The sequence below is a fragment of the Sporomusa acidovorans genome, from assembly GCF_900101845.1.
GTDB classification, from domain to species: domain Bacteria; phylum Bacillota; class Negativicutes; order Sporomusales; family Sporomusaceae; genus Sporomusa; species Sporomusa acidovorans.
In genome coordinates this window covers 26,762-51,901 of sequence record NZ_FNAM01000030.1, presented here as the reverse complement: position 1 = coordinate 51,901, position 25,140 = coordinate 26,762, and the positions used below count along the sequence as shown (strand labels likewise).

General features: G+C 44.9%; 25 protein-coding genes. 2 read left to right on the top strand and 23 right to left on the bottom strand.

Annotated features, from left to right (window positions below):
* Positions 1-250: 250 nt before the first annotated feature.
* The 11 genes from garR to BLR65_RS18695 form a co-directional block, all read right to left on the bottom strand.
* A complete protein-coding gene (gene garR, locus BLR65_RS18740; protein ID WP_093795705.1) occupies positions 251-1,144 on the bottom strand; it encodes a 2-hydroxy-3-oxopropionate reductase in 894 nt (297 codons plus the stop codon).
* A 27-nt stretch (positions 1,145-1,171) separates the two neighbouring features.
* On the bottom strand, positions 1,172-1,807 hold the full coding sequence (locus BLR65_RS18735; protein WP_245692919.1) for a nucleotide-binding domain containing protein: 636 nt from the start codon (positions 1,805-1,807) through the stop codon (positions 1,172-1,174).
* A 14-nt stretch (positions 1,808-1,821) separates the two neighbouring features.
* On the bottom strand, positions 1,822-2,625 hold the full coding sequence (locus BLR65_RS18730; RefSeq protein WP_093795703.1) for a beta-keto acid cleavage family enzyme: 804 nt from the start codon (positions 2,623-2,625) through the stop codon (positions 1,822-1,824).
* A gap of 91 nt (positions 2,626-2,716) precedes the next feature.
* Positions 2,717-2,866 (bottom strand): hypothetical protein, encoded by a 150-nt coding sequence (locus tag BLR65_RS31000; protein ID WP_245692918.1) that lies wholly within the window; start codon positions 2,864-2,866, stop codon positions 2,717-2,719.
* 19 nt (positions 2,867-2,885) lie between these two features.
* A complete protein-coding gene (locus BLR65_RS18725) occupies positions 2,886-3,344 on the bottom strand; it encodes a class II fructose-bisphosphate aldolase (RefSeq protein WP_245692916.1) in 459 nt (152 codons plus the stop codon).
* A gap of 96 nt (positions 3,345-3,440) precedes the next feature.
* Positions 3,441-4,157 carry a FadR/GntR family transcriptional regulator gene (locus tag BLR65_RS18720; protein WP_093795702.1) on the bottom strand — a complete coding sequence of 239 codons (717 nt, stop codon included), beginning with the start codon at positions 4,155-4,157 and terminating at the stop codon, positions 3,441-3,443.
* A gap of 89 nt (positions 4,158-4,246) precedes the next feature.
* Positions 4,247-4,672, bottom strand: coding sequence for a GlcG/HbpS family heme-binding protein (locus BLR65_RS18715; protein ID WP_245692914.1), 426 nt, complete (start codon positions 4,670-4,672; stop codon positions 4,247-4,249).
* Positions 4,673-4,723: 51 nt separating this feature from the next.
* The gene (locus tag BLR65_RS18710) at positions 4,724-5,695 is read right to left on the bottom strand and encodes a bile acid:sodium symporter family protein (RefSeq protein ID WP_093795700.1); all 972 of its coding nucleotides are present in this window, start codon (positions 5,693-5,695) and stop codon (positions 4,724-4,726) included.
* Between the two features lie 140 nt (positions 5,696-5,835).
* A complete protein-coding gene (locus BLR65_RS18705) occupies positions 5,836-6,510 on the bottom strand; it encodes an aspartate/glutamate racemase family protein (protein ID WP_093795699.1) in 675 nt (224 codons plus the stop codon).
* Between the two features lie 135 nt (positions 6,511-6,645).
* The gene (locus BLR65_RS18700) at positions 6,646-8,091 is read right to left on the bottom strand and encodes a tetratricopeptide repeat protein (protein WP_169716673.1); all 1,446 of its coding nucleotides are present in this window, start codon (positions 8,089-8,091) and stop codon (positions 6,646-6,648) included.
* A 171-nt stretch (positions 8,092-8,262) separates the two neighbouring features.
* Positions 8,263-8,940 (bottom strand): DUF1847 domain-containing protein, encoded by a 678-nt coding sequence (locus BLR65_RS18695; RefSeq protein ID WP_093795697.1) that lies wholly within the window; start codon positions 8,938-8,940, stop codon positions 8,263-8,265.
* 181 nt (positions 8,941-9,121) lie between these two features.
* Between BLR65_RS18695 and BLR65_RS18690 the strand changes: the two genes are divergently transcribed.
* Complete coding sequence (locus BLR65_RS18690; protein ID WP_093795696.1) at positions 9,122-9,526, top strand: EVE domain-containing protein; 405 nt, start codon at positions 9,122-9,124, stop codon at positions 9,524-9,526.
* Positions 9,527-9,564: 38 nt separating this feature from the next.
* Here the strand turns inward: BLR65_RS18690 and BLR65_RS18685 are convergent, their stop codons facing one another.
* The 4 genes from BLR65_RS18685 to BLR65_RS18670 form a co-directional block, all read right to left on the bottom strand.
* Positions 9,565-10,413, bottom strand: a complete 849-nt coding sequence (locus BLR65_RS18685) for a dimethyl sulfoxide reductase anchor subunit family protein (RefSeq protein ID WP_093795695.1) — start codon at positions 10,411-10,413, stop codon at positions 9,565-9,567.
* Complete coding sequence (locus BLR65_RS18680; RefSeq protein ID WP_093795694.1) at positions 10,413-10,982, bottom strand: 4Fe-4S dicluster domain-containing protein; 570 nt, start codon at positions 10,980-10,982, stop codon at positions 10,413-10,415. The genes BLR65_RS18685 and BLR65_RS18680 overlap by 1 nt, the downstream gene beginning before the upstream one ends.
* Positions 10,983-10,999: 17 nt before the next feature.
* On the bottom strand, positions 11,000-13,345 hold the full coding sequence (locus tag BLR65_RS18675) for a DMSO/selenate family reductase complex A subunit (protein ID WP_093795693.1): 2,346 nt from the start codon (positions 13,343-13,345) through the stop codon (positions 11,000-11,002).
* A 174-nt stretch (positions 13,346-13,519) separates the two neighbouring features.
* Positions 13,520-15,475: a methyl-accepting chemotaxis protein gene (locus tag BLR65_RS18670; RefSeq protein WP_093795692.1), complete on the bottom strand. Its 1,956-nt coding sequence runs from the start codon at positions 15,473-15,475 to the stop codon at positions 13,520-13,522.
* A 117-nt stretch (positions 15,476-15,592) separates the two neighbouring features.
* Between BLR65_RS18670 and BLR65_RS29900 the strand changes: the two genes are divergently transcribed.
* Positions 15,593-15,769 carry a hypothetical protein gene (locus BLR65_RS29900; RefSeq protein ID WP_176772765.1) on the top strand — a complete coding sequence of 59 codons (177 nt, stop codon included), beginning with the start codon at positions 15,593-15,595 and terminating at the stop codon, positions 15,767-15,769.
* A gap of 20 nt (positions 15,770-15,789) precedes the next feature.
* On the opposite strand, the gene BLR65_RS31475 is transcribed toward BLR65_RS29900, so the two are convergent.
* The 8 genes from BLR65_RS31475 to BLR65_RS18630 form a co-directional block, all read right to left on the bottom strand.
* Positions 15,790-16,623, bottom strand: a complete 834-nt coding sequence (locus BLR65_RS31475; RefSeq protein ID WP_281241554.1) for a methyl-accepting chemotaxis protein — start codon at positions 16,621-16,623, stop codon at positions 15,790-15,792.
* 58 nt (positions 16,624-16,681) lie between these two features.
* Positions 16,682-17,047: a cupin domain-containing protein gene (locus tag BLR65_RS18660; RefSeq protein WP_093795691.1), complete on the bottom strand. Its 366-nt coding sequence runs from the start codon at positions 17,045-17,047 to the stop codon at positions 16,682-16,684.
* A 14-nt stretch (positions 17,048-17,061) separates the two neighbouring features.
* The gene (locus BLR65_RS18655; RefSeq protein ID WP_093795690.1) at positions 17,062-18,291 is read right to left on the bottom strand and encodes an MFS transporter; all 1,230 of its coding nucleotides are present in this window, start codon (positions 18,289-18,291) and stop codon (positions 17,062-17,064) included.
* 169 nt (positions 18,292-18,460) lie between these two features.
* Complete coding sequence (locus BLR65_RS18650; protein WP_245692912.1) at positions 18,461-19,771, bottom strand: MFS transporter; 1,311 nt, start codon at positions 19,769-19,771, stop codon at positions 18,461-18,463.
* Between the two features lie 346 nt (positions 19,772-20,117).
* Positions 20,118-21,332 (bottom strand): mandelate racemase/muconate lactonizing enzyme family protein, encoded by a 1,215-nt coding sequence (locus BLR65_RS18645; RefSeq protein WP_093795689.1) that lies wholly within the window; start codon positions 21,330-21,332, stop codon positions 20,118-20,120.
* 113 nt (positions 21,333-21,445) lie between these two features.
* A complete protein-coding gene (locus BLR65_RS18640) occupies positions 21,446-22,756 on the bottom strand; it encodes an MFS transporter (protein WP_169716675.1) in 1,311 nt (436 codons plus the stop codon).
* Positions 22,757-23,306: 550 nt separating this feature from the next.
* Positions 23,307-24,020 (bottom strand): FadR/GntR family transcriptional regulator, encoded by a 714-nt coding sequence (locus BLR65_RS18635; protein ID WP_093795687.1) that lies wholly within the window; start codon positions 24,018-24,020, stop codon positions 23,307-23,309.
* Between the two features lie 101 nt (positions 24,021-24,121).
* Positions 24,122-25,135 (bottom strand): 2-hydroxyacid dehydrogenase, encoded by a 1,014-nt coding sequence (locus tag BLR65_RS18630; RefSeq protein ID WP_093795686.1) that lies wholly within the window; start codon positions 25,133-25,135, stop codon positions 24,122-24,124.
* Between the last annotated feature and the right edge of the window lie 5 nt (positions 25,136-25,140).

Sequence of the window (25,140 nt, the reverse complement as noted above, 5' to 3'; positions counted from 1 at the left end):
GTACCGCCATTGGCATTGCTTATTACAATTAAAAATCTTATTATATACCTTCTTGAGAGCGAGCTGCTGACAAAAATAGTCATACCGGTAACTGAGTCGTGTTGATTGAACTGTCATAAAAAGATTTAGCAACCAAAAAATTACCCTGAGCATGGATGTGCTCGGGGTAATTCATATTTTCAGTATGGCGTTTTTTCTTTTCTATTGTTTTTGGATGAAGCATAGTAACGGTATTAGAAACAAAGTATCTCTAGCAGCCTTCTTTGACTTCCACTCCGGCTAGTTTTTCGTAGAATTGAATCATTCCGGCATGATCATCTCCCAGATGACCGTCGGCTTTCAGGGCATGCATAATTTCCAAAAGCTGGGCAGTAAGCGGCAAGGGTACCCCGATAGTATGGGCGGTGTCAAGCACATTGGTAATATCCTTCAGATTAATGTCCAGCCGGCCACCGGCCTTAAAATTTCGTTTCACTACCATGGGGGCTTTTGCTTCCAGCACGGCACTACCGGCCAAACCGTCACGAACGGCTTGAAAAACCTTAGCCGGATCAACGCCTGCTTTTTGCGCCAAAACCAATGCTTCCGACATGGCGGCAATATTGAGATTGACCATAATCTGGTTTGCCAGTTTCGCCACCGACCCACTACCATGACAGCCGACTAAGGTCACGCTCTTGCCCATTGTCAAAAGTATTTTTTCTATTTTATTCAAATATTCTGCCGGTCCGCCAACCATGAAAGCAAGTGTAGCATTAATCGCACCAGGTTCGCCGCCGCTTACCGGCGCATCAAACATGATGCAATTATTTTTTGCTGCCACTTCAGCAATTTTTCTAGAATCAACCGGTGATATCGAACTCATATCAATAATAATCGTGCCGGCCGCCGCCCCTTGTAAAATGCCTGTTTCACCTGCAACGACATCCCAAACATGCTCAGCTTTAGGAACAATCGTAAAGATAATATCACTTTTTTGGGCAAGTTCCCTAGGGGAAGCAGCCCCGCCCGCGCCAGCCTTGACAAAAGCGGCGACAGCCTGCGGATTAATATCATACACGGTTAACTCATAACCGGCCTTTAGAAGATGCATAGCCATCGGTTTCCCCATAATTCCCAAGCCGATAAATCCAATTTTCTCCATGCGTTTTACCCTCCTGTACTGCGTTTACTATTTAGCGAGCAGTATTTCCACAACTTCTTTCAGTGTATTTTGCTCCCCGACATTTCCAGGAAATATTACATAGGGTATCTGCGGAAATTTACTTTCTTCACCGGTTTGCCAGACTGGTACGCCTGGCCTTATCTGACCGAGCACATTGGCCCGTTTTACTTGTAAGGCCTTGGTGCCAATATCGCTTGACGTGATGCCGCCTTTGGCGACAACAAATGCCGGTGTAACGGTTAACCGGCCAACCAATGACTGCACGGCATCGGATATTTTTACAGAACGCGCCAGCGCTTCTGCCGGTGAATCATGCTCAAGTGTCAGTAATTTTCGCTTAGTATAGACAACAACCGTGCTGCCCTGGTTTATCAGTTCTTCCTCCTGTTTCACTACTGAGGCTATTTCTGCTTGAAAGCGTCCTTCTTCAAGCACCAAATCCGAATTAAACTCGATAAACCGTAATCCTGGGAGACTTTTTAATTGCTCAACCTGGCTTGTTGTCTTTTGGGTATGAGAGCCCACTACAACAATGCCGCCGGCAATGCTATCAGTTGTTATCATTTCCTGCCTCGTCAGCAGCGGTTTATCGGGCGAATATGACTGTAATATATCAGCGCATAGCTTTTGTAGTGGTCTCATATTGCAACATCCTATCATTTACTGGCTATATTAAATAGCTGCCTTGCTTCAGCCGGGCTCATCGGTTCTTTATCCATGGCCCTAAGCAGCCGAACAGTCTTTTCTACTAAAGGAGCATTGGTATCGACGACTGTCTTCGCGTCCAAATAGTTGCTGTCTTCAAAACCAATACGAACGGTACTGGCTCCCATACCCACTGCAGCGGCAATAATCGAAAAATCACGTCTGTTGGCATGGGTGATGCCCCAGAGAGCCCCCGCGGGAATCATTTGAATCATAGCGGCCAAGGCTTGCGGTGTGGCCGGCGCTTCTCCCTTGTGCCCCAAAACAATACTAAACAGAACCGGATTAATAAAGTTATATTGGCTCATCAGTTCCTGCATGGTAAAGGTATGGCCGATCTCAAAGACTTCCACTTCCGGCGTCTTTTTCATCTTCAACAACTCACGGACACAGTATTCCACATCGTCAATGGGATTGCAGTAAACAGCTTTACCCAAATTAGTGGAACCGACATTTAAGGAGCAAGCTTCCACAAGCTCCGAATATACAGGAACACAGCGTTCCTTGATCGTCAGATTGGAAACACCGCCTGTTGATACTTCAATGATCATATCGGAATCCTTGCGAATCAGCCGTAAGGTTTCTTCCAGCAGACTCATATCGGTAGTCAGGTTTCCTTGGGCGTCACGAACATGCAAATGCACCATGGCGGCCCCTGCCTGATAGCAATGCAAAACATCTTCAGCAATTTTTTCCGGAATAATGCTTTTATCCGTGCTCGCTACGGGAGCAACGGAAATCATTACTTTATCCATCTTTTTCCCTCCTATAAACCACTATACACTCTGCGGCTATATACAACATGCTAAAGATTTTTGCAATATTCTTTAATGCGCGATATATAAATTACCGCTGAGTAAAAAATGTTATATATTTCTTTACAATGTCTTTCGCATAACCGACCTGCTTTAAGGACAGTTCCGAGAAATGCGGCTGTTTATCGGCTAAAAGTCTGGTTGTCTTATCGATCGTATATACAGAGATTTCGGTATTCACATTTATTTTGGCGATACCGTTAGCCAGGCAGCCTAAAATGTCTTTTCCTGTTAGCCCTGACCGAAGCCAAACAACCGAGTTCGGCTTCCACCGTTATGCCGCAGGCATGCGCAATCTTACAAACCAGTCTGGTATTTTTTATATTTTCTGCGAATGGCAGCGCCGAACCGTCATACATAACGGAACCAAACCCGGTGCGTATGGCGCGAAATACGGTAGCTAGGTCACTGCAGTGATCCAGATGCAGGCAAACCGGTGTTTCCAGCTCTTCTCCCAGGCTTTTAGCCAGGGCATAGGCTGTTGCCAACGACATGTTTGGCAGATATTTGGCGCCAAAAGCCAGAATAACCGGTGTCCGCGTCTCCCAGCCCGCATCGATGATGCCTTTAAAGGTTTCAAAATTATAGCCGTTGAATGAGCCTACGGCATAATGCTTGCTATAAGCTTCATTCAGGATATCCTTAAAATTAACCAGCACTGTGAATGCCCCTTAATGGTTATTTGCAAATACTAAACAAAGCAAATCCGAACAGATTATAGATACTAATACTGACAGAGCTAGTAAGCTGCTGTGTTATAATTTTACCTGTTCCCAATACTGATAATGTTTTTCAACTACTTCATTAATCTGATCTCTGTTTTGTTCTTTTAAAACACGCAACATATCTTTGTGCATAAGCAGAAACCGTTCTGTTGCCTTTTCGTCGATAAATTTTTCGGTCGCTTTCATCCTGGACTTTTTGGTAATCTGATCAACATAAAAACAGATTCCCTTTAGCAAAGCATTTTGCGTAATCTCGACTAATGCCATATGAAATGCGATATCGGCCTCAAAAATATCTTTTGCTGCGATATTTTCCGCCGTAATCTTCTTTTCAAGCTCCTTCATTGCCTGTTCCGCTATATGCAAAGATTCCAAATCCAGTTTATCGATTGCCAGTTGGAGTATCCCCACATCAATAATTTTCCGCAGTTCCACAATTTGATTGGCAGAGTCCTTTTGCAAGATAATTCCGTATAAAACCGGGTACAGCATTTTACTGTCATAATCTTGTTGTACAAAAGTTCCTTCTGCCCGCTTGATCGTAAGAACACCGTAGGCCACTAAAATTTTAATGGCCTCCCGCACGGAGTTTCTGCCAACTCCCATCGACATGCAAAGTTCGTTTTCTGTGGGAATTTTATCGCCTGGTTTCAACTCGCCATTGATAATCGCATTGGTAATATTATCAACAATCTGCTCAACAACAGATTTGCCGCCTATTTCTTTTAGAAAGGTTTCTTTTGCCATCCTGGGCCTCCTAATGATATTTTGCTTTTATCAGTATACATCATACGTTGGCCCAAGACAATTAAAACATCAACTGTCAGCTAAAACGCTTATAAATCTGCCGCCATAGCCGCTACTTTGGCAGCCACTTCGCCATCTTCTTTCAGTCCGCCGATACCAACCGCCCCAATAATCTGTTGTTGTTTGTTATAGATTGGCACACCACCCGGCATTCCCACAAATTTATCATCGGCAAAATACGCGATATTTAAGTTTTCCCGCTGCAGCCGTGCCAAAAAATCAGCCGTACTTACGCCCATGCGCACAGCCGTATAAGCTTTATTCGGTGTTAGCTTAATAGTCAGTAATTTGGCACCGTCCTGCTTGTTGAACAGAATTAAAAATCCGTCCTTATCACAAACCGCTACACTAAACGGTTTTGCGCCATATTCTTTCGCAACAAGCTCTTCCGCGTAATTTCCCATTTTCTTTGCTAATGCTAACGTAATATTCTCCACACAAATCAGCCCCTTCATTGTTATCAGTTATCAAAATTTTCACTTCACAATTTACACATTTACGAACAGTTAGGGCTGCACCGTATTTTCCTCTGCTTGGGCAGCGGCTTTCTTTTCTTCTTTTTCACGCCAGTAGCTAGCCAAAGTTGGCCCGGTAAGATTGTGCACCAAATTAAATATGGCAGCCGGTATGAAAGCTAAGGGAGCAAGATGAGCGATAGCCAGTGCCATTGCCAACCCGCCATTTTCCATGCCAATTTCAAAACAAATCGCTTTAGCTTTGAAATGAGACATTCCTACACCCCGGGCAGCCCAATAGCCGGTAGTAAGACCAAGAAGATTATGCAAAACTACGGCAACAACGGCAATGATTGCAACATTAGCCAGCGAGCCGGCACTAAGAGCAAAGCCTGAACTTGTTGTAACAAAAATAGCAATAACCGAAACGATAGGAATAATTGGCATAATCTTATCAACAAAGTCAGAGGCATAGGCCCGGATAACCGCACCTAAAAATACAGGGATCAAAACAATTTTCAGTATATCCAGCAAAATTGCCGAGGCGTTAACCGGAACTATGGAGCCGACCAAAAAGGTGAACATAAACGGCGTAATAAAGGGAGCAATAACCGTATTGATGGTAGAAACTGTAATCGAAAGAGCCGTATCCCCTTTAGACAAAAATGTCATAACATTGCTGGCCACCCCACTTGGGCAACAGCCTACCAGAATAAGTCCCGCTGCCAGAACCGGCGGCAAATCAAGCACCTTTGTTAATCCCAGGGCAATAAACGGCATAATCATATAACGCAAAACAATACCCCAGAATACATCTTTAGGCCGCGAAAAAATCAGTTTAAAATCATTCACCGATACAGTCAGTCCCATACTCAGCATGACCGCCATAATACAATAGCCGACATATTTGGCTAATGGCTTAAACGGTTCGGGATTGACATAAGCGGCAATAACGCCCAGAATAATCCATAAAGAGAAAAACCTTGTAATAAATTTTACGACTTTTCCTAATTTTTCAATCATTTGTCCCGCTCCTTTTTGATTTTATACAAACTTTTACCCTATAACCGGAGGCCCGAACCGTCCCCGCCTGTTGGCTGGAGACGGCACCTCTTTTTTATTGATAAAATTTATTGTAAGGAATTTCCTCGGGAACGCAAGAATTATTTCATCAAGCCTTTTTTCACTAGTGCTTCTTTAAGTGCTACCGCGCCAAACCGCGGACTTGACAAAACCGGTTTGCCGCATTTTTGCTGGATATATTCTTCACAATAGGCCATAGAACCTTGAGCAAACAAAATCACATCCACTTTATCGCAAATTTCGCTGGCATATTTCGTCATCAGTTGTTTGAACTGTTCCTGATCAAGTCCGAAACCACCGTCAACCAACACATCCACTAATTCTACATGCTTGTTCATTTCCCGTGCTACCCGCATGATTGTGTTTTTAGTCGGAACCAGGGTCGTTGGCAGTGTAGCCATTACGCCAATACGTGTACCTAATTTTACCGCTTCGCGGCACATGTCTTCGTCGATACGCACAATGGGAATGCCGGTATATTTACCAATATCCTGAGCCGCATCAGCTACCTCGCCAACCGACGAACAAATATTGAGAATAGCATCTGCACCGTCACAGACAGCCTTCATGTACATGCCGACAAGTCTGGCTGCCGGCGGCGGCGTAACAAACCCGTTGTCTCTAACCTCCGCAATAATCGACGGATCCTGGTTGCTGATAATCTCAGTATCCGGGGGAAGTACTTGCCGCACCTCTTTTTCTACCAGTTCAATAAGTTCCGGTGTAGTACCCGTATAAACCAAAGCTACTTTCATGAAAAACTCCTCCTTATACTATAGGACGTACTACATACTACATCCTATGTTATTAATCACATTATCTCATATTTCTGTTTACATGTAAATAGCAATAATTTAGAATTTTATATTATTGGCTAATCAGACAAAGTGCTATTTTCTCACTTCGTTCTGTAAAGCAATTTTTACCCTTTCCACAACTTCCTGCCAATCACCAAGCTTATGTTGGCGAAAAAGTCTCACTGTCGGATACCAGGGAGTATCCTCCCGTTCTAATAGCCAGCGCCAGTCAGGGTTAAAGGGTAACAACACCCATGTCTTCTTGCCCATAGAGCCGGCCAAATGCGCTACCGCCGTATCAACAGTAATCACTAAATCAAGGTTATCCAGTAATTCTGCCGTATCCATGAAATCAGTAATTTTTCCTGACAAATCGACGATATTGACTGCTGTTTCAGCTAGATCAGCCGCTCTTTCGCCAACTTGCAGGCTTACCCAGCAAACACCGGCAACATGAAATAAGCTGCGAAAAACGTGAAATGGTATGGAACGATTTGCGTCATTATTATGTTTAGGATGTCCGGCCCAGACCACCCCAACCCTGTATTCCTTCGCTTTATCTATTTTTGTTAGAGCTTCGCGCCAAACCGCAGACCCTGAAACCGCCCCGCAGGGAACCGGTCGAGGAACGGTCTTGGTACAGGTATTAAAAACTACCGGCAGGCTAATAAGGGAACAGGCATAATCATATTGTCCCCGCGGTGGACAGTCTCCCGCATAAACAGGCAAGTCGGGATATGCCGCTGCCAGTAAGCGCTTCAATGGTTTTTGCACCCATAAAGTCGTTTTCGCTGCAAGTTTTGCTACTGTCGGCGCGTATCTGGCAAACTGAATCGTATCACCGAAGCCATATTCCCAGCAAAGTAAAATACTGCAGCCGCTTACATCCTCGCCGTGCCAATGTGGTATGGCAAGCCGCCGATAGCTTACACTCTTTCGCCGCGATTCGTCATATTTCCCCCAGCCTTTTTCAAACTTTCCCTGTAATAAATACAATGTTGCCAAGGAATAGTTTGCCTCAAAATAATCGGGCCGCAGCAGAAGAGCCCGGCCCAGCCGTTCTTCTGCTTCTTCAAAATTCTGAGTAGCTTTTAAAAATGTGCCTAAATTGTAATGAGCCTCCGGATAATCCGGATTCAATTGAATTGCCTGACGATAAGCGGCTTCCGCTTCAACAAGCTTACATTCCTCCTCCAATACGGTTCCTAAATTACTGAAGATTGCAGGCTGGCCAGGCTCCAGGGCGACGGCTCTACGAAAACAATCCTCTGCTTTTTGCCAGTCACAATACTCCATTAAGACTAAACCAAGATTATTATAGGAATACGCATCATTCGGATTCAGCTCAATTGCCCGGCAAAAACAAGCCTCCGCCTCTTGCAGGCGATTCATGCTTTTTAAAGCCAGTCCTAAATTGTTATAGGCCGGCGCATAGCTGCGGTCTAATTGAAGGGCTGCGCAGAAAGCTGTAATGGCTTGCTCTGCGTCTCCTTCCATCAATAAATTTATTCCCATATCGAGATACATTTTTGGCGTCATCGGCCACTCTCCCCACTGCCTTTTATCCATTACAACGATAGTTGATTAGACCTTATGCCGTAGTGATGATTTTATTTAGGAGCGCACTAAGGCCAAAATAAAATCTCCACCTTAGATGATATTATCTTACTACTATCTCTAAGATGGAGGAAGTGTTTATCGCGACTAAATTTACTCTTTTTTCTGCAGCAACTTTTTGTAGTAGGAATGAGCCGTATACAAAGCCGCTACCGGATTGTGCCCGGTCACTCGGTCTTTGGTAACAAGGGTGGTGATAGGGGCCTCGGAATATTTGACAAAGAGTGAATCATGGCCTACGCACAAACCAATGGTCACATTCAAATCTGTTTGCTGGTAATTCAACACTTTTGCCTGCAGAATTGGGTTGCACATTGATTCATGGCTTCCCGGCTGTACTTTTTCTGCTTCCGCGATGCCAATTTCCGTTTTGTCGACTGCGCCCACTTTGCAAATTGCACTATAATACTCAAACCCCTGGGCCGATAAAATATCGGCAAAAATTTTAGCTTCTTCAATCAAGCCGGCACAGGTGGCAATACCTATTTTTTTAGCACCTATCCGCTTAGCAAACTCGATAATTTCCCCTACCCGGGTCAGTTTTCCGTAAAAAAGCCCTTCCACCTGGGCTGATGCCCTGGCAAGAATTGCGTCCTGATTGTCGCCCTGTAACTGTTGCTTAATTTCCTCAATATCGTCAGCAATCGGATGGCCGTCAACATCTTTCATCGTCAAACAAAAAGCCGGAAACTGTTTACTTTTCGTTTTGCATTTATACACACTGCAATCTGTGCAACTTAAACTTTCGATATCTTTGCAGTTACTTGTCATGATATATCCTCTTCTCTTCATTTGTTATTGATAATTAGCTACTTTTATTTTAAATTAATTATGTAAATGGTATATGCTGCGATTTCTTAGAGAGTTTGTGCTGCGTATAATTGTTATTTTTCTTTGTAAAAATACCCTTATCAGTATTTTGAATATTTTGATTAGCTAGGAGAGTGACACTATGGCTTACTGGCTTGCAAAAACCGAACCGGAGAGTTTTAGCTATGCGGACCTGCAACGATTGGGGAGAGACCGTTGGAACGGTGTAAAAAACTTTGTTGCCCTAAAACATATGAAAAGTATGAAACCCGGCGATTTCATTTTTATTTACCACACCGGCAGGGAAAAGGCCATCGTCGGCGTAGCGGAAATTGTCTCTGTCCCCTACCCCGACCCGGCTGCCACAGACAGGCGTTTTATTGTTGTAGACGTTGAACCCCGCTATCTGTTGGGCAGACCCGTAACCTTAAAAGAAATAAAAGCAACAGCTGCTTTCTACCATTGGGAACTTGTACGACAGCCACGGCTTTCCGTTATGCCTGTATCACACGAACACTGGGAGCTGATTCATGCTATGGCGCAATAAAGCAATAAAAAGGAAATTTGCCTTCAGGGGAATTCATACTAAAATGGCAAAAAATTGTCCGGCCCCACTATATACAACAAGGATCGTCCGGCAAGCGACCCCAGCAAGATAAAAACAAAGCTGACAAGACCAAACCGGAAATTCACGTTATTTGCCTTCTCTCCTGACCAATACGTAAGCATCAGGCCGATAGGCAGTAAACAGGCAAAGAGCATATAAACCAAAAGCCATGGTAAATATTCGCCGGTCACTATTTTATAAACATACTGAAGTTTTGCTGTTAAATACGGATCTCCAGTTGCCTGACCCAGTATTGACATCATCCACAATACGGAAATAAGCAGAGCAATCCCGCATATTCCCATAATAAACAATGAACTTTTAGCTACAGGTTGTTTACCGGTTGAGGCACTGAGAAAAAATACCGCAAAAGAGCTAAATAATAGAGTAGTAGCAAAAAAGGACAGCAGCACCCAACCAGAATTCCATATTATTTGCGTGGGAATCTGGTACACCATGGCACTGGCGGCAACAGCACAAACACCAAGAAGGCTGGTGAGTACCCCCAACAGCGTCTGATAACTCTCCTTGTGCTTCCACCAGGTAAAACTGTATAAGCAAGCAGCACCGGCAAAGGCACTGCTTAATAGATTTTCCCTACTCAGCCAGGACGTGCCGATATTCATCAATGCATAGACGCCATTAGCCGGTTTACCTAAATGAAACATAGCAACTAACATGCCACAGACTGCTATAGGAAAAACGGCCATAGCGGCAATTCTAGTATAGGAATTAGAGATGGTTTTATATTTTAGCCATATTGTAGCCAGACTTAAACCACAAGCCAGTTGCAACGCAGTAGTAAATAGTATCAAGGACCACTCCATTATAGGTTTCCTCCCTTCATGGCTTCCGGTTTTACCTTATAACGGGAAGATGGTTTAGTAAGATCCGGCGAGGGAATATGACGGATGGCAATCGTAGCACCAGGGCGACTAACAAAATCAGAGAGTTTTCCCATTTCAATAGCCCGCATAGGGCAGGCTGCTACACAGGCGGGCTGTTCACCGTCTTTTACGTTTTCCAAACACATATTACATTTTTTCACTTTACCGCTAACGGCACTAAACTGCGGTGCGCCATAAGGACAAGCCCATGTACAATATTTACAGCCAATGCACCGCTCAGGATTATGAATTACGAGACCGTCTTCCGCTCTTTTCGTATAGGCCTTGGCCGGACAAACTTTGACGCAGGCCGGGTCTTCACAATGGTTGCAGGACATGGAAATATTATATACATAAACTTTGGGGAAATCGCCGCCTTCGATGGTGCGGACTTTTCTTAACCGCTGACCTTGAGCTGCTTGATTAATATCCTTGCAGGCAATTTCACAGGTTTTGCAATTAATGCATTTGGTGGTATCGACGAAAAATGCCAATTGATTACTATTCATCACAAATTCTCCTTTCCTTACAGCTTGGTTACCTGAACCAATAAAGTATGCTGGGCGTTGCCATGGGCTAAGGGAGTGGGCCGCTGGCTGGTCAGAATATTGATACATCCACGTTGGCAAACGCCTGCTGCGTCCGGGGTGTACCAAGCACCTTGCGGAATGGCAACAACTCCCGGACGAATGCGTTGCGTAAGCTGGACAGGAATAATAAGGGCACCACGATCATTAAAGACCTTGACTTTGCTTCCATTACTGATGCCCCTGACAGCGGCGTCATCGGGATGCATCCACATAGTCTGGCCCTCGGCTTCTTCCAGCCAGGGCGTTTCGTCAAAAATAGAATGCGTCCGCCGTTTAATATGAGGGCCAATGCATTGCAGCGGAAATTTTTCAATCAATGGATCGGAAGGCCCTTCCCAGGCGGCAATATATTTAGGCACACCGGGAATTTCCGGATGATTCATAGCAAACAGAGTCTTAGAGAAGATCTCAATCTTTCCTGAAGGAGTTTTAAAGGGATATTTTTCCGAATCACTGATTTGTTTGGCATAAGCTACATGGAGGTTGGCTTCTTTTTTAAAACAGCCGGCTTGTTTTAGTTCTTCCCAACTAGGAAAACCCGGCTCACTCTTCTGGGCGTCAGCCACAATTTGCTTTAACCAGTCTACATCACTTTTTCCTTCGGTAAAGCGAACTCCTATCCCCATCTTATCCGCTACCTGACTAATCCACCAATAATCACGCTTACACTCACCCGGTGCTTCTACGGCTTTGCTGCCCAAGACTACATACTGGTCGCCAGACCAGGGATAGCCAAGATCATCCCGTTCAAAGGCGTGATCGGAGGGCAAAATGACATCTGCAAACTTGAGGCTGGGGGTAATAAAATGGTCGGAGGCTACAATAAACTGTATTAAATTCTCATCTTGCAGGATTTTAATTGTTTTATTAATATCTGAATGCTGGTTTATTAATGTATTGCTGGCCATATTCCAGATAAATTTTATATTGCTTGTGAGGGGACCATTTTTTACCCCGTCAGCCGCCGTCATTTCTGTACCCCGCACAACAGCATCCGTCCACAGGAACACCGGAATAGATGCTTTGACAGGATTGGTGCCAACAGGTAAGGTCGTTTTAATTTTTAAACTGTTCTTTCTGCCGCCTTCGCCGGTGCCGCTGCCACCGCCCAACTTGCCGATATTTCCGGTCATAGCTGCCAAAACCGCACCCATCCGTACTGATAGCTCCCCCTGAGCATGACGCTGCGGCCCAAGCCCCTGCATCAGTTGGGCGGGCTTGATTGTGGCATAATCACGTGCCAGTTGACGAATAGTTAAGGCGCCTATGCCGGTAATTGCCTCAGCCCATTCAGGGGTTTTCGGCTGACCGTCCCCCACACCCAAAACATAACTGTTAAAAGAATTGCCTGCAGGAACCCCTTCCGGCATATGAGCTTCATCAAAGCCCAGGCAATAGTTATCCAAGAAAGCTTGATCCTGGAGATTTTCCTGAATGATAACGTAGGCCATCGCCACAAAAAGAGCTGTGTCGGTGGTGGGCTTTATGGGAATCCATTGATCGGCAAAAGTTGCGGCTGTCTCCGAATAGCGCGGATCAATGACAATGATCTTTGCACCCGCTGCTTTGGCCTTTGCCAGCCAATAGTTGGAGTTCGTTTCAAAAACAGTTTCGGCCGGGTTAAAACCGTTTAAAATAATCAACTTGGAGTACACTAAGGTATCGTAGCCGTTGTTATCAAGCTCTTTGCCCAGTATATAAGGAGCAGCATAGTTAGCACAGGCAGAACTGTAGCTATTATAATAACTTAAATAGCCTCCCAGCAAATTCATCAACCGGAAGGCACTAAACCGGCCGGAAACAGCTCCCCGGTCACCTGTGCCATATTGTATATACACGGCATGATTTCCATATTTATCGAGTACCTCCCTCAGGTTTTGAGCAATAAGGCTGGTAGCCTCATCCCAGGAAATACGCTCGAATTTGCCTTCCCCCCGCTTACCTACACGCTTCATTGGGTATTTGAGCCGGTTAGGATGGTATAATCGGTTGGCAGTAGAACGCCCCCTAAGACAAGCCCGTAGTTGGGGCATCTTTTCCGTATCCGGTGAATCATCGGTAATAAGTCTGATGATTTTGCCATTCCGTACATAAGCTTTGAGTTGACAGCGACCGCCGCAATTATGGTTGCAAACAACCGGCACAATATGGGTTTCATCGTCCACCGGGGCAGCCGCAGCCCTTGACTTAAAGGAAAAATATCCGGTTGGGCTCGCTATAAACGCAGTACCGGCTAATGCGCCTGATAGTTTTAAAAAATTTCTCCTGGTAATCTGATACATGTTCTACGACCTCCAAAATACAAAACTAGGAAGCGGATGAGAGATGTTTATGAATCACTTCTTTCTACATCTCTCATCCGCCATGAGCAAGTTAGATGACATTTAAAAAAGGAATGAAATTAATTAGTAAGCGGATAACCTGTCTCCCAAAAACTAAAAATAGTAGACTGAATTTTATTTATAGGTAAAATGGTTCACAAGTCTGGATAACTCTTCGGCCATACGGGCAAGTTCCTGGCTGGAGGCGGCAATTTCTTCCACCGATGCCGACTGTTGCTGGGTAGAAGCGGAAATTGTTTCGCTCTGAGCGGCAGTCGTCTTGGTTATATCCTCAACTTTTTGATTTGCTTCCATGAGTTTGCTGCTACCGGCAGCAATGCCTTCCAAAAGCTGACAGCTTTGCGTCACTTGTTCTGATACTTTGTTTACAAGGACAACAATATCGTGGAAGGCTTCCCCCGTAGTCTTGATAACCGCTACACCGCTTTGCACCTCGCCGGACCCGGATTCCATAGTTTTAACAGCTTTATCTGTTTCAATCTGAATGGTTGAAATGATTTCACTGACTTGTTTGGCGGCATCTCCCGATTGCTCAGCTAATTTCCGTACTTCCTCCGCCACAACCGCAAAGCCTTTGCCTGCTTCGCCGGCACGTGCAGCCTCGATTGCCGCATTTAGAGCCAAAAGATTGGTCTGGTTCGCCAATGTTGTAATCGTACTTACAATCTGGCCGATCGCCTGAGACTGCTTACCTAACTCGGCAACTGCAGTAGCGGAACAGGCGACGGTTTTTTCAATATTTTCCATTTGATTTACGGCCAAATTAATTTGTTTTTCCCCTTGCGCCGCTGTTTCCGCCGACTGCTCTGCCGCTTCGGCCGCCTGGCGTGCGTTGGCTGCTGCCGTGTCAATGTCTCCGGAAATTTCTTTGACCAATGTATTCATTCCATCGACAATATCGCTTTGTTTTGTAGTTTCTTCCGCAATATGGGTAACGGCATCGGCGATACTGCCTGCTGCTTGAGCCGACTGCTCTGAAGTAGCCGTCAGCTGTTGGCTGGATGCTGTAACCTGCTCCGAGGAAACAGACACTTTCTGAACTAATAAACGCAAGCTTTCCAGCATAGCGCCAAAGTTTTCTGCCAACAATCCGATCTCATCATTGGAGTTTTTGTTAACTTTTATAATAAGATTGCCATTCTTCACTTCATTGGTAACCTCAACTAAACTCAAAATAGGCTTCACCGTTTTCCTGGCAAAGAAATAGCCAACAGCGACCACAATAATAATTGTCATAATCAGTATGATTGTGTCTGTTATGATCAACTTACGTACCTCTGCCCGATATCGGTCGTAAGACTGTTCAATGCAAATTCCCCAACCGGTATAGGGATCCCGGGCATAACTAACCAATCGCTTTTCACCGTTACTGCCTGTTATATCCATGGTCCCTTCCTGACCGTTTAAAACCTGTTGTACATAACTAAGCTGATTTACATCTTTGCGTTCGTCGACAACCGCGCTATCAGGATGGGCGAGAATTTTTCCTTCTCTGTCCACAATATAGGCCGTATCTCCCTCTTTTGATCGCTCAGCAATAAACCCGCTCAAAGTGGTCAAATCCAATGATCCCTGGATAGCGCCGATTACCGAACCTGATTGATTCTTTACAGGTGTCGCCAAAATCACCATCGGATGTCCGTTGGTTTGTCCGATTAAAACATCGGAAACCACATCGTCAGCCCCTTGCATAACTTCCTTAAAATAGGGCCTTTTGGATACATCCGGCAACCGGTTGTTATCATTTCTGACAATATGCATTCCTTGCCCGTTAACGATGGCAATGGGCGAAATGTCCGTATAGACTGCTGCCGCATTAACCAAAACTTCCTTGCCGGCAACGATATCCATATTTTTTGCGCTGCCGGAGTTAGCAATAGTTTTAAGCCCGTACATATTCCGCTGGAGCAAGGAATCCACTTCCAGCCGCAGGCCGCCAACCTTAGAAATCCCGGCACTCTTATATTCGTCTTGCATCGCAGTGCTAATTTGCCAATAAGCGAAGAATGACAAAAAGCATAGTGGAACAATACCGATTAAAACCAATAATGTCATTAATTTACGTTTCAAAATTTCACCCGTCCCTTCAGAAAACAAAGCATCTTATTACTAATATCATTCTTTATTGCTGATTTCCTTTAGTCCTCACAACCATGAAGGAAAGGCGGGAATAATTTCGTCCCGCCTGTGGCATTACACAGACTAATCGGTACACTGTCGACTACTATTCTTACTTTCATTAATGACTACTACTTTTGCAACGTTAAGATCAGCATACAAAATCCGCCGCCAATCCAGCAACTGACTAGAGCATCCCTGATAGCAATCACCAAATCCAGGGTAATGAAAACTCCGGAGATTTAGCCCACTTATGCAGTATCTCATTAGAATTCTTCAGCCTTCGCATCAAGCAAATGTGCCATTGCCCGCAATTCCTGCATCGCACCTGCCATATGAGCAATCGCATCAGTAACCTGGGAGATGCCTTCTTCCACATGGATGATTTGGCTATAGGTAGACGTACTACCGGATTGAATTCCGCTTAAGATAGCAGTAATTTTCGCAATGGATTCCGTACTGTTGGTTGCCAATTTACGTATTTCTTCAGCTACAACACCAAAGCCACGTCCCTGCTCACCAACTCTGGCGGCTTCAATAGCAGCGTTAAGTCCCAGCAAATTTGTCTGATTAGCAATATCTTTGATAAAACCAAGCACGTTATTAGTCTCTAAAACCTGTTGTTGCGATTCTTTCGCTGCCTCAGCCAGTACCCGGGTAATACCGGCTATCTCCTCGGATTGTGCGGTAATCTCTTCCGATGTACTAGCTAATGTGCTTATATGATTTAGCAAGTCGCCCGCCATATTTTTTAAGGTTGCCTGCTGATCCAGCGACTGAGAAATGACTATCGCCCCAATTGTTTCTTCATGATCGTTATGAATAGCCACCACCATTACTCTGTAGGGAAACCCGTGTAATTGGCTATCCATATTCATTTTTAGGTAAGGAATTTTTTTACGCATGAGTATAGCTACTGCAGAACCGTCACGGAACGGAGGAGTGTTGAGCTTAGTTGGAAAAACAAGATCTTTCGCCGGATGATACATAAGAAATTTTTCGGTATCTGTAAGAGCAATCCCTATTTCACCGTCAAAAGCTCTGTGAATCAACGGCAATACTGCCGCAAATTTATCTAACATCTCTTGATTATCGCTCATATTTCTCCCTTTCATAAAAAAATTCTCAAGTTGTAATGCCATTTTCCATTCAGATGCACTAAATCAGTGCCGGAAAAAACACGTCATGAATCAACAATTCTTCCTTAACGTCATAAATTTTGTGCCGTACTCCTTTGGGTACTCTAACCGCCACACCAGGAATTAATGGAAAATCGCCTACACCGTCAATCCACATGACAGCTTTTCCCGACAAGGGGAAAAGAATGTCGTCTTGCTGCGGATGAATATGTTCCGCCACTTCCATCCCCACTGGCACCTTGACCAACATGCAGGTAACATCTAGATCATGCTCTTTTTGAGAAATATAAGGTTTAATTTTTACCCCGGCGGCAGTTAAATGATCTTTCCAGGGAATCTGATCCAAATAGCGCCAATCCCCTGATGAATTTTCCAACTTTGTCATAAAAATCCCCCTTTTTATCTTTTGCCACTAGCCATGCGCCAGGCTTCCGGCTGACCACGCAGCAGCAGCATACAAATAATGCCTAAAAAAGGCCCTATCGCCAAAAAAGAAAACGCCCACCCCCAGCTGTAATTATCTACGATCATTCCAAATAAGCGCGGCGTAATTACCGTAATGCCAAAACCTAATACAGACTGCACCCCTAAGGCTGAGCCCATAGCATGGGCTGGCACTAGCTCAGTAAGGCCCGCTTTGAATATAGCCGAATCAGCTACAATAAAGAACCCATAGACCAAACCTACTATAATCAACAGCCACAGGGAAAGGTCGGCTAACCATCCGAAAAGCAATGCACAGCAGCCGCTTATGAGCATAAGTGTTGTGGCGGAAAGACAACGTCCGTATTTATCGGATACCCAGCCTCCCAGTCCGGGAGAAATCCCTCCCATTGCCGTACAAACAGCTGCGATCGTCCCGCCGTAACGTAAAGCAACAGATGTATCATAGCCATGAGACGTGAAGGCGTAGGTAACGTAGGCCCCAAGCCAGCCCCAGAAAGCATACAATTCCCACATATGACCCACATAGCCCACTATAATTAACCAAAAAGCCTTGCTGGCTAGTGTAAAAGAAGGTTTTTTTTCTGCTGTAGCCAATGGCGTCGCAGCGGAAATTGTCTTTTTTTCGTGTACTAGAAAGAATACCGCTAAGGCTGCCGGAAAAGCCCATATCGTTGTCCAGAACAGCCCTGTTTGCCACGAATACGCTACCGATAAGGCGGAAGCCAGATAGTAGGCACCCGCATAGGCAAATACATTGGCGCAGGTAAAAATTCCAATAATTCGTCCCCGCTCCTGCCTTGAATACCATGAGCTAAGAATTCGTATTCCCGGTATATAGAGCCCGCCTTGCCCCAATCCGGCTAATGCCCGCCACCAAAGCGCCGATTGGTAATTATCGGCAAATAAGATAAATCCAAGTCCCGCTAACCCGGTCTCAATCGCACTGAGGGCAAAAATCAAACGACCGCCATATTTGTCTGCCAGCCAGCCGGTAAATATGGCAGCGATGACATAGCCTAATTGGAAAACGGATAATAGCGCTCCGGCCTGATCGTTGGATATTGACCATTCTGTACGCAAGATAGGAATTACAGCTGCCAGGTTATAGCAGATCAGCATCGCGCCAATTTCACAAAGGCACAGGATCCACAGTATCCGCTTTTTCTTACTGTCTTCAGTCAAATTTTCTTCCCCTCAATCACATTGCTTATAGATATTACTTAATCAGCCGTTATCGCAAACACAAGAAATGCAGTCAATTTGCCTAGCAAATCAACTACATTTCTTACAGTTTACTCCGCCCGCTGCCAGTTCCGTAGCGAGCCCATACACTAATACTGAAAAATGGTTGCTATATTTTCTTTAAGTACAAGATAATTGCCATAATGCATCCCACAACACTACAACCAATAATATAAGACAATCCGCCTGCATACGTGCCGGTAAAAGCAATCAAGCCGCCGATAGCCACCGGCGCTAACGCCGAAACCCCATTCGATAGTCCATTCATTAAACCGGCCGCAGAGGCAACCCCCTTACTGGGAACGACGCTTTGCATCACCGTCCAGGCAGCAGGACCTCCCAGGCCAACAGCCCCTACGCCTAGAACCATAAACGCGGCGGCGATATTGTTGTCGGCGACATAGGCCGCGAAAAAGACACCCACGCCGACTCCGACCATTTCAAAGATTAGGATCAATGATCTGCGTGGCAGTTTATCGGCAAGATAGCCGGATAAAATTTTTGTCCCGACCGCGAGGACAAAAGGCAGCGACGACAAAATCCCCATAGCCGCCCACGAGAATCCTCTGGCCTCTTTCAAATAGCTTGGCAGCCAGGTCAGTGTGCCGAAGTAGATGGAAACATGCATCATATAGAAAAAAGTCAACAGCCAAAAATTACGATTATCAGCGAATGATTTGAAGGCGGCAACAATGCCCTGCTTTTCTTCGCCCGTATTTTTTTCTGCTGCGTCAGCTTCCCTGGCTTGACCAGCCTCGATGTAGTCTTTTTCTAGTTGATTCGCGCGTTTACTTTGGCGCGGATAGTCGGCCGTATACCACCATACCATCATTAAGGGAATAAGACTTAGCGCAGCAAGAACAAAAAAACTCATACGCCAGCCGGAAAAATGAATAATCCAGGTAAAGAACGGCATTGCAATAGCCGGTGCTACGGCCATGCCGGTCTGCCATACGGCATTGGCTTTTCCCCGTTCCTGCGGGGGAAACCACTGTTTTACAAATTTACTCTGCATCGGAAAGTGCATAGCCTCGCCTAAGCCAAGCAGCACCCGCGAGATGGTAATGATTGCGTAGGTCGGCGCCAGGCCCCCGATCACCATTGAAATAATCCAAATACCAATACAAGCTGCCATCGCCTTCCGAGGCCCGAAAATATCGCCTAAGGGGCTGAGGATTACATTACCGACACCATAGGCAATTAGGAATGATGTCATCAGCATTCCTTTTGCCACCGCACCGGAGATGCCCATTGCCGTTAAAAACGCCGGATCAACCACGAGAACGGAAACATTTACCCTGTCAAGATAGGAGAAAAAAACTGCGAGAAATAAAATGGCTGCCACCAGCCAGCGTTGGTTGGTAGGCTTTAACTGGGTACCGCTCTTGGGATTTGCCATGTTCATCTGTTCTATACTCATCTGTCTATCTACATCCTTCCCTGTTTATATTTGATTTTTAAACAAGATCCATTTAACTTTAATGGCATAATCTCTCCGGTAGATAGTACTATTTCACACTCTCCACAATTGATGCTTTCATTGTATCTTCTGTCAATTCTTGACCGATGCCAGGAAGATCAGGTACATCATACATTCCGCTGCTAGGTAAATAATTTTACTGAACAATAGCCCATTGCTTAGGAAACGCAAAACATAGTTGTTGGAAGCCAAACTAAACGGAAAACCTAAGCAATGGGCTGTTCAGCCTAAAAGAAGTAGATTTGCAATTAACAGGGACTCATCCGAAGTTCACGTTCGCTGAATCTCAACCATACGTCTTAGCTGAGGCTACTGTTACAATGGTAGACTTGGCGATTGCTTCCGGTGTCAGTTCTTGACCGATTCCGGGACGATCAGGTACTTTGTATTTACCATTAACAGGCTGATAATCGTAGAGGCATGTTGCCCGGCTTTCAGGGTTTAGCGCTCTTTGGTGATGTTCGTGAATGATGAAGTTAGGAATAACTGCTTCAATTTGCAGCGCCGCAGCCTTGGAAATAGGACTTCCGCACACATGAATCTGAACAGCGCAATCGTAGGTATACGCCATATCACAAATTTTCTTGGCTTCGGTAAGACCGCCGCACAGGCAAATATCCGGCTGAATAACATGCAGCGATCTATTTTCTAAGAACTCTCTGTAACCAAATCTTGTATAAATTCTTTCGCCGGAAGCGATAGGAATATTAACATTGTTTTTAACTTCCAGCATGGATGTTGGATTCAGGGGATGGCAGGGTTCTTCATAATAGAATATCCGCAGATCCTCAAGCGCTTTGCCGATTTGAATCGCTGCTACCGTATCGGTATTCGAATGGTGCTCGATAATAATGTCCAAATCATCGCCGCCGGCTTTACGCATTGCCGCAACCCGGTCATATACAGTCTTAATTACCTTTTTCTCTAAAGGCCCGGTAATCTTCCAGGATCCTTTTCCATCCGGCTGGTTACTTAAGATAATGGGATCAACTTTAATAGCGTCGTAGCCTTCCGCCATGGCAACCCTGGTAACCTCGGCATATTCTTCCGGCTCGATGAGTGCCTCTTTGGTAAGGTTAGGCCCCCAGTTATACTGCAGCTGGCTGGCGTATGTACGGAGGTTGTCATTTGTTTTTCCGCCTAATAGCTGCCAAACCGGGAGATTAAACGCTTTTCCCTTAATATCCCACAGCGCGATATCGATACCGCTGATACCGGCATTGACAACAGTTCCACCGCCCATGCCCCAGAATGTTTTTCTAAATATTTTTTCCCATATCTTTTCGATATTCAGGGGGTCTTCTCCAATAATAACCTCAGCAAAGTCCTGTACCATGCCAAAACCGGCCCGCCATCCTTTACCATAAGCAAGACCAACTTCTCCGAAACCGCTGATGCCTTCATCTGTATTAACGCGTACAATAACCGGGCACCAAGTTCCCCTTGACGCACCGGAATTCCCACTTGGGACCTGCATGACATCAACACTAACGATTTTCATAAAATATCCCCCTCTTATTGCATGTACTCTTTCGGAAACCCGAAAGGCTTTATGAATCAAGGCCTCTTCTTATTCACAGACAAGTAAATAAAAAGGTCGCCTCATTTCCTGACTTATCTAGCCCGATTTTCTTTGAAAAAAATGAAAGCAATAATACCTATCAGTAGTCCGCAAGCGGGAATAGCAAATGCTGTTTGGTAGGCTGCCAGTGGATACACTCCCGGTGCCAGCGGCACAAAAGAATTAATAACCGCCCCCATAACGTATTGGTAAAATGCGCCGCCGGAAAAAAGAAAGATGTTTAAAGCGCCTACCGCAGTCCCCGCAAAGCGCGGCTCATAAATTTCCTGGGCGCCAACAAAGCAAGAAACAAAACTTCCCCCGGAAAACCCATACCCAAAAAACAATACGTATAAAAATACAATGGACAAACTGTCTGTTAAAAACAGCAAGGGAATATAGCATAATGTGTGCAGGATACATCCCCACAGCAACACTTTCTTACGGGATTTCAGAATCTTATCCGATACATAGCCTGATAGCGGACAACCAAAAACCATGCCCAGAGGAAACATCATCAGAATGTTGCCCGAAACTTGCTTGGAAATTCCGTAAATATTCTGTAAGTACGGACCGGCCCATAAAGAGCCGACGCCCATGAATGTGCCATAAAAGGAGAACAGCAATAATCCCAGCAAATAAAATTTTCTATTGCCAAATACAACTTTGATTGCTTCACACAAAGTAGTTTTTTTATTGGCCTCCCGCGTTTCTGAGCCAGCCATGTCTTGCCAAGACGGAAAACCCATTTCGTTAGGCTTGTCCCGAATTACCTTATAGGCAATCGCGCTGGCAGCTATTGTTAATACGGCTACCAGACTAAAAGAATTTCGCCAGCCTATACCGCCCATCAGTAAAACCAAAGGGGTAGTGGAAATGAGAGCGCCAATATTGCCGACAGCTAACAGCACACCGGAATAGGTAGCCAGTTCATCAGGCTTGTACCAATCGGCCAAAATCCGCATCGCGGCCACATATACGACACCAACACCAAAGCCTATTATGAATCTCCCCCAGGCCATACTCGCTACCGTCGTCGCCAGGGAAAAAACAAAACCGCCAATACCTGCAAGAAAAACAAATACCGCTATTGTCTTGCGGGATCCCCAGGAATCAGCCAATAAACCTGCCGGCAGAGCCGTTGCTGCATAGGCCCAGAAATACATAGAGCCAATAAACCCCAATGCCGACGGCGCCAGCGAGAACTCTTTCATTATTTCGGGACCTACCACTGCCGGCGCCGCCCGATGAAAATAAGAAACCAAGTATGTGGCGGAGATGACGAGAAAAATCAACAACCGATACTTCTTCATTTTGTCAAGCAACTCAGCTTCGTTTACAACCCGGTCTATATCATAGTTCACTCTTAGAATATCCTCCTTAGTTCCAACACACATGGTTCTCAATCGATTGATAATTGAGAACTAACCCGGTTAGTACCTGCATTCTCTATTAGCAGTTTTGCTACTATATAGTAATTCGTTTGTTATCGTAACACATAATAAAAATTGTACCAATCGCGTTTTTCAATGATTCATTTCAATACCAATCGATAATTGCTATAATCCATCATAATTTTGCCGCCCATTCGTTCCAGCTAAAAGTCTCACTTTGGCTGCTGCTTAGTGGAATTCTGGCATTCCGCAATATCAAAAAAAATTTACCGCGGAATTATACTGCAACAAATGTCATGCATAACATCACCGGTACTTTTTGCTGTTACCTGCGTTTTTTTACTCTTGCAATATAATATCTTGGAATTTCAATAAAACTTCTTGCAAAAACCTCCTTCCCATGAGTAATGTATACTACGATTGTTTTAGCGGGAACCTGTCCGCCAAAATAATCGCTGTATCAAATTTACTTTTATTGGAATTCTGGCATTCCAATAAAAGTAAAAAAAATATATATTTCTCAAGATTCTACACTTAACGCAAGTAAATGCTCCATCATTACACGCACAGCCGTATCTTCATTTTTTTCTTTTATTGCCCGAAAAATCTGTTTGTGGCCCTGCAACGCAATATCCTGCCGGGAGGCTTCTCTAAGAGATTTTTGCCGTGAAAACCGCAACAAGGCCATCAAAAACTCATTGATCTTGCTAATAACATCATTGCCCGAAGCAGCGATTATCGCGGAATGAAAACGGATTGATGCATTGGTCACATCTTTTTTTAAGGTTATATTTCTTTCCATCTCCAGCAAAGCATCTTCCATAATGTCCAGATCTTTTTCTGTCCGGCGGCGCGCGGCAAGTCGGACAGCTTGAATCTCAATTGCTTCGCGGGCTTCGAGTAGATCTTTCAACCCCGACTGCGGATCCAGCACTAAAAAGCCGATATTATTTAACAGACGGCTAATGTCGATTTGTTGTACGCATACCCCTTTACCGCGAATCTGTTGGACAACTCCTAAAAATTCCAAAATCTTCAGGGCTTGACTTACAGGCATCCGGCTTACGTTAAATAGCTGCGCCAGTTCCCGTTCTGACGGAAGTGCTTCTCCCTCTTTAAAATAGCCTTTCATAATCCATGTACGGATACGTTCTACAACTTGACCATACAGAACTTCTGAGTTTTTTTCACTAATTTTATTCAGTTCTTGTTCTCCCGCTGGAATCGGCGACATAGTAACAAATCCTTTATTTATGTGTTTCGGAATTCTGGCATTCCAATTATAAATTCATTATATTCCAATAATATCTATTTGTCAAATTATTTATTTGATCATTACGATTGATTACCAGAATTGCGGCAAAAAATCCCATTTACAATATGAAGCGGTGTTTCACCATGTATAACTCGCGCCATATTGGCAAAGGCGCCTTCAATCATCCGTTTATAAGCGCCGAGGGTAACGCCGGCCGTATGGGGAGTAAGCAACAAACGCTTTGCCGCATTTGCCGAAAGATGCAGTAATGGATAAGTAAGATCCGGCGGTTCCGGAGTAAAGGTGTCGATGGCAGCTCCCGCCAGCTGACCTGCTTCCAGCGCCTCGGCAAGTGCTCTTGGGTCCAATACGCCGCCCCGCGCGGTATTGATCAGGATACTTCCCCGCCGCATAAGGGCGATTTCTCTGGCGCCAATCATGCCCCGGGTGTTATCAGTCAACGGCACATGCAAACTTATTACATCGCTTGTCGCTAATAATACATCAAGCGGTTTATATTCAGCTGAATATTGCTGCTCTACCTCAGAAGGCTGCTTGTGTGTAGCATAGTAACTCACGGATGCCCCCAACAAGGATGCGATCTTAGCAACTTGCCTCGCAATATTACCGAAGCCGACAAGGCCGATCTTGCTCCCCCCGATCTCTTGGATTCCTTCTCTGAGTATTCTGTTGCGGAACGCCACAAAGTTTCCCGCCTTTATTTCCGCATCAGCCTCCACCAACCTTCGCTGTAACGCTATAAGGGAGCCGATAACATATTCGGCCACGGAAGTCGAGTTAGCTCCCGGCACGTTCGCCACTGGAATCCCGACACGGACACTCGCGGGAATATCCACTCGATCAAAGCCTACGCCCATAACTTGCACAATTTTGATTGTTGGCATCCTTTCCAAGATAACTGAGCTGATCATAGCTGCCGATCCGGACGAAAAAAGACAGTCCGCCCCCTGGCAGGCATTGATAATGCTATTATCGGAGTATTCTTCCGGAAACAGTATATCTAACCCTGCAGGAATAATAGGATTGGCAGAATTAAACTTCTCCTTGGACAGTAAACTGACTATTGTCGGCATAGCAA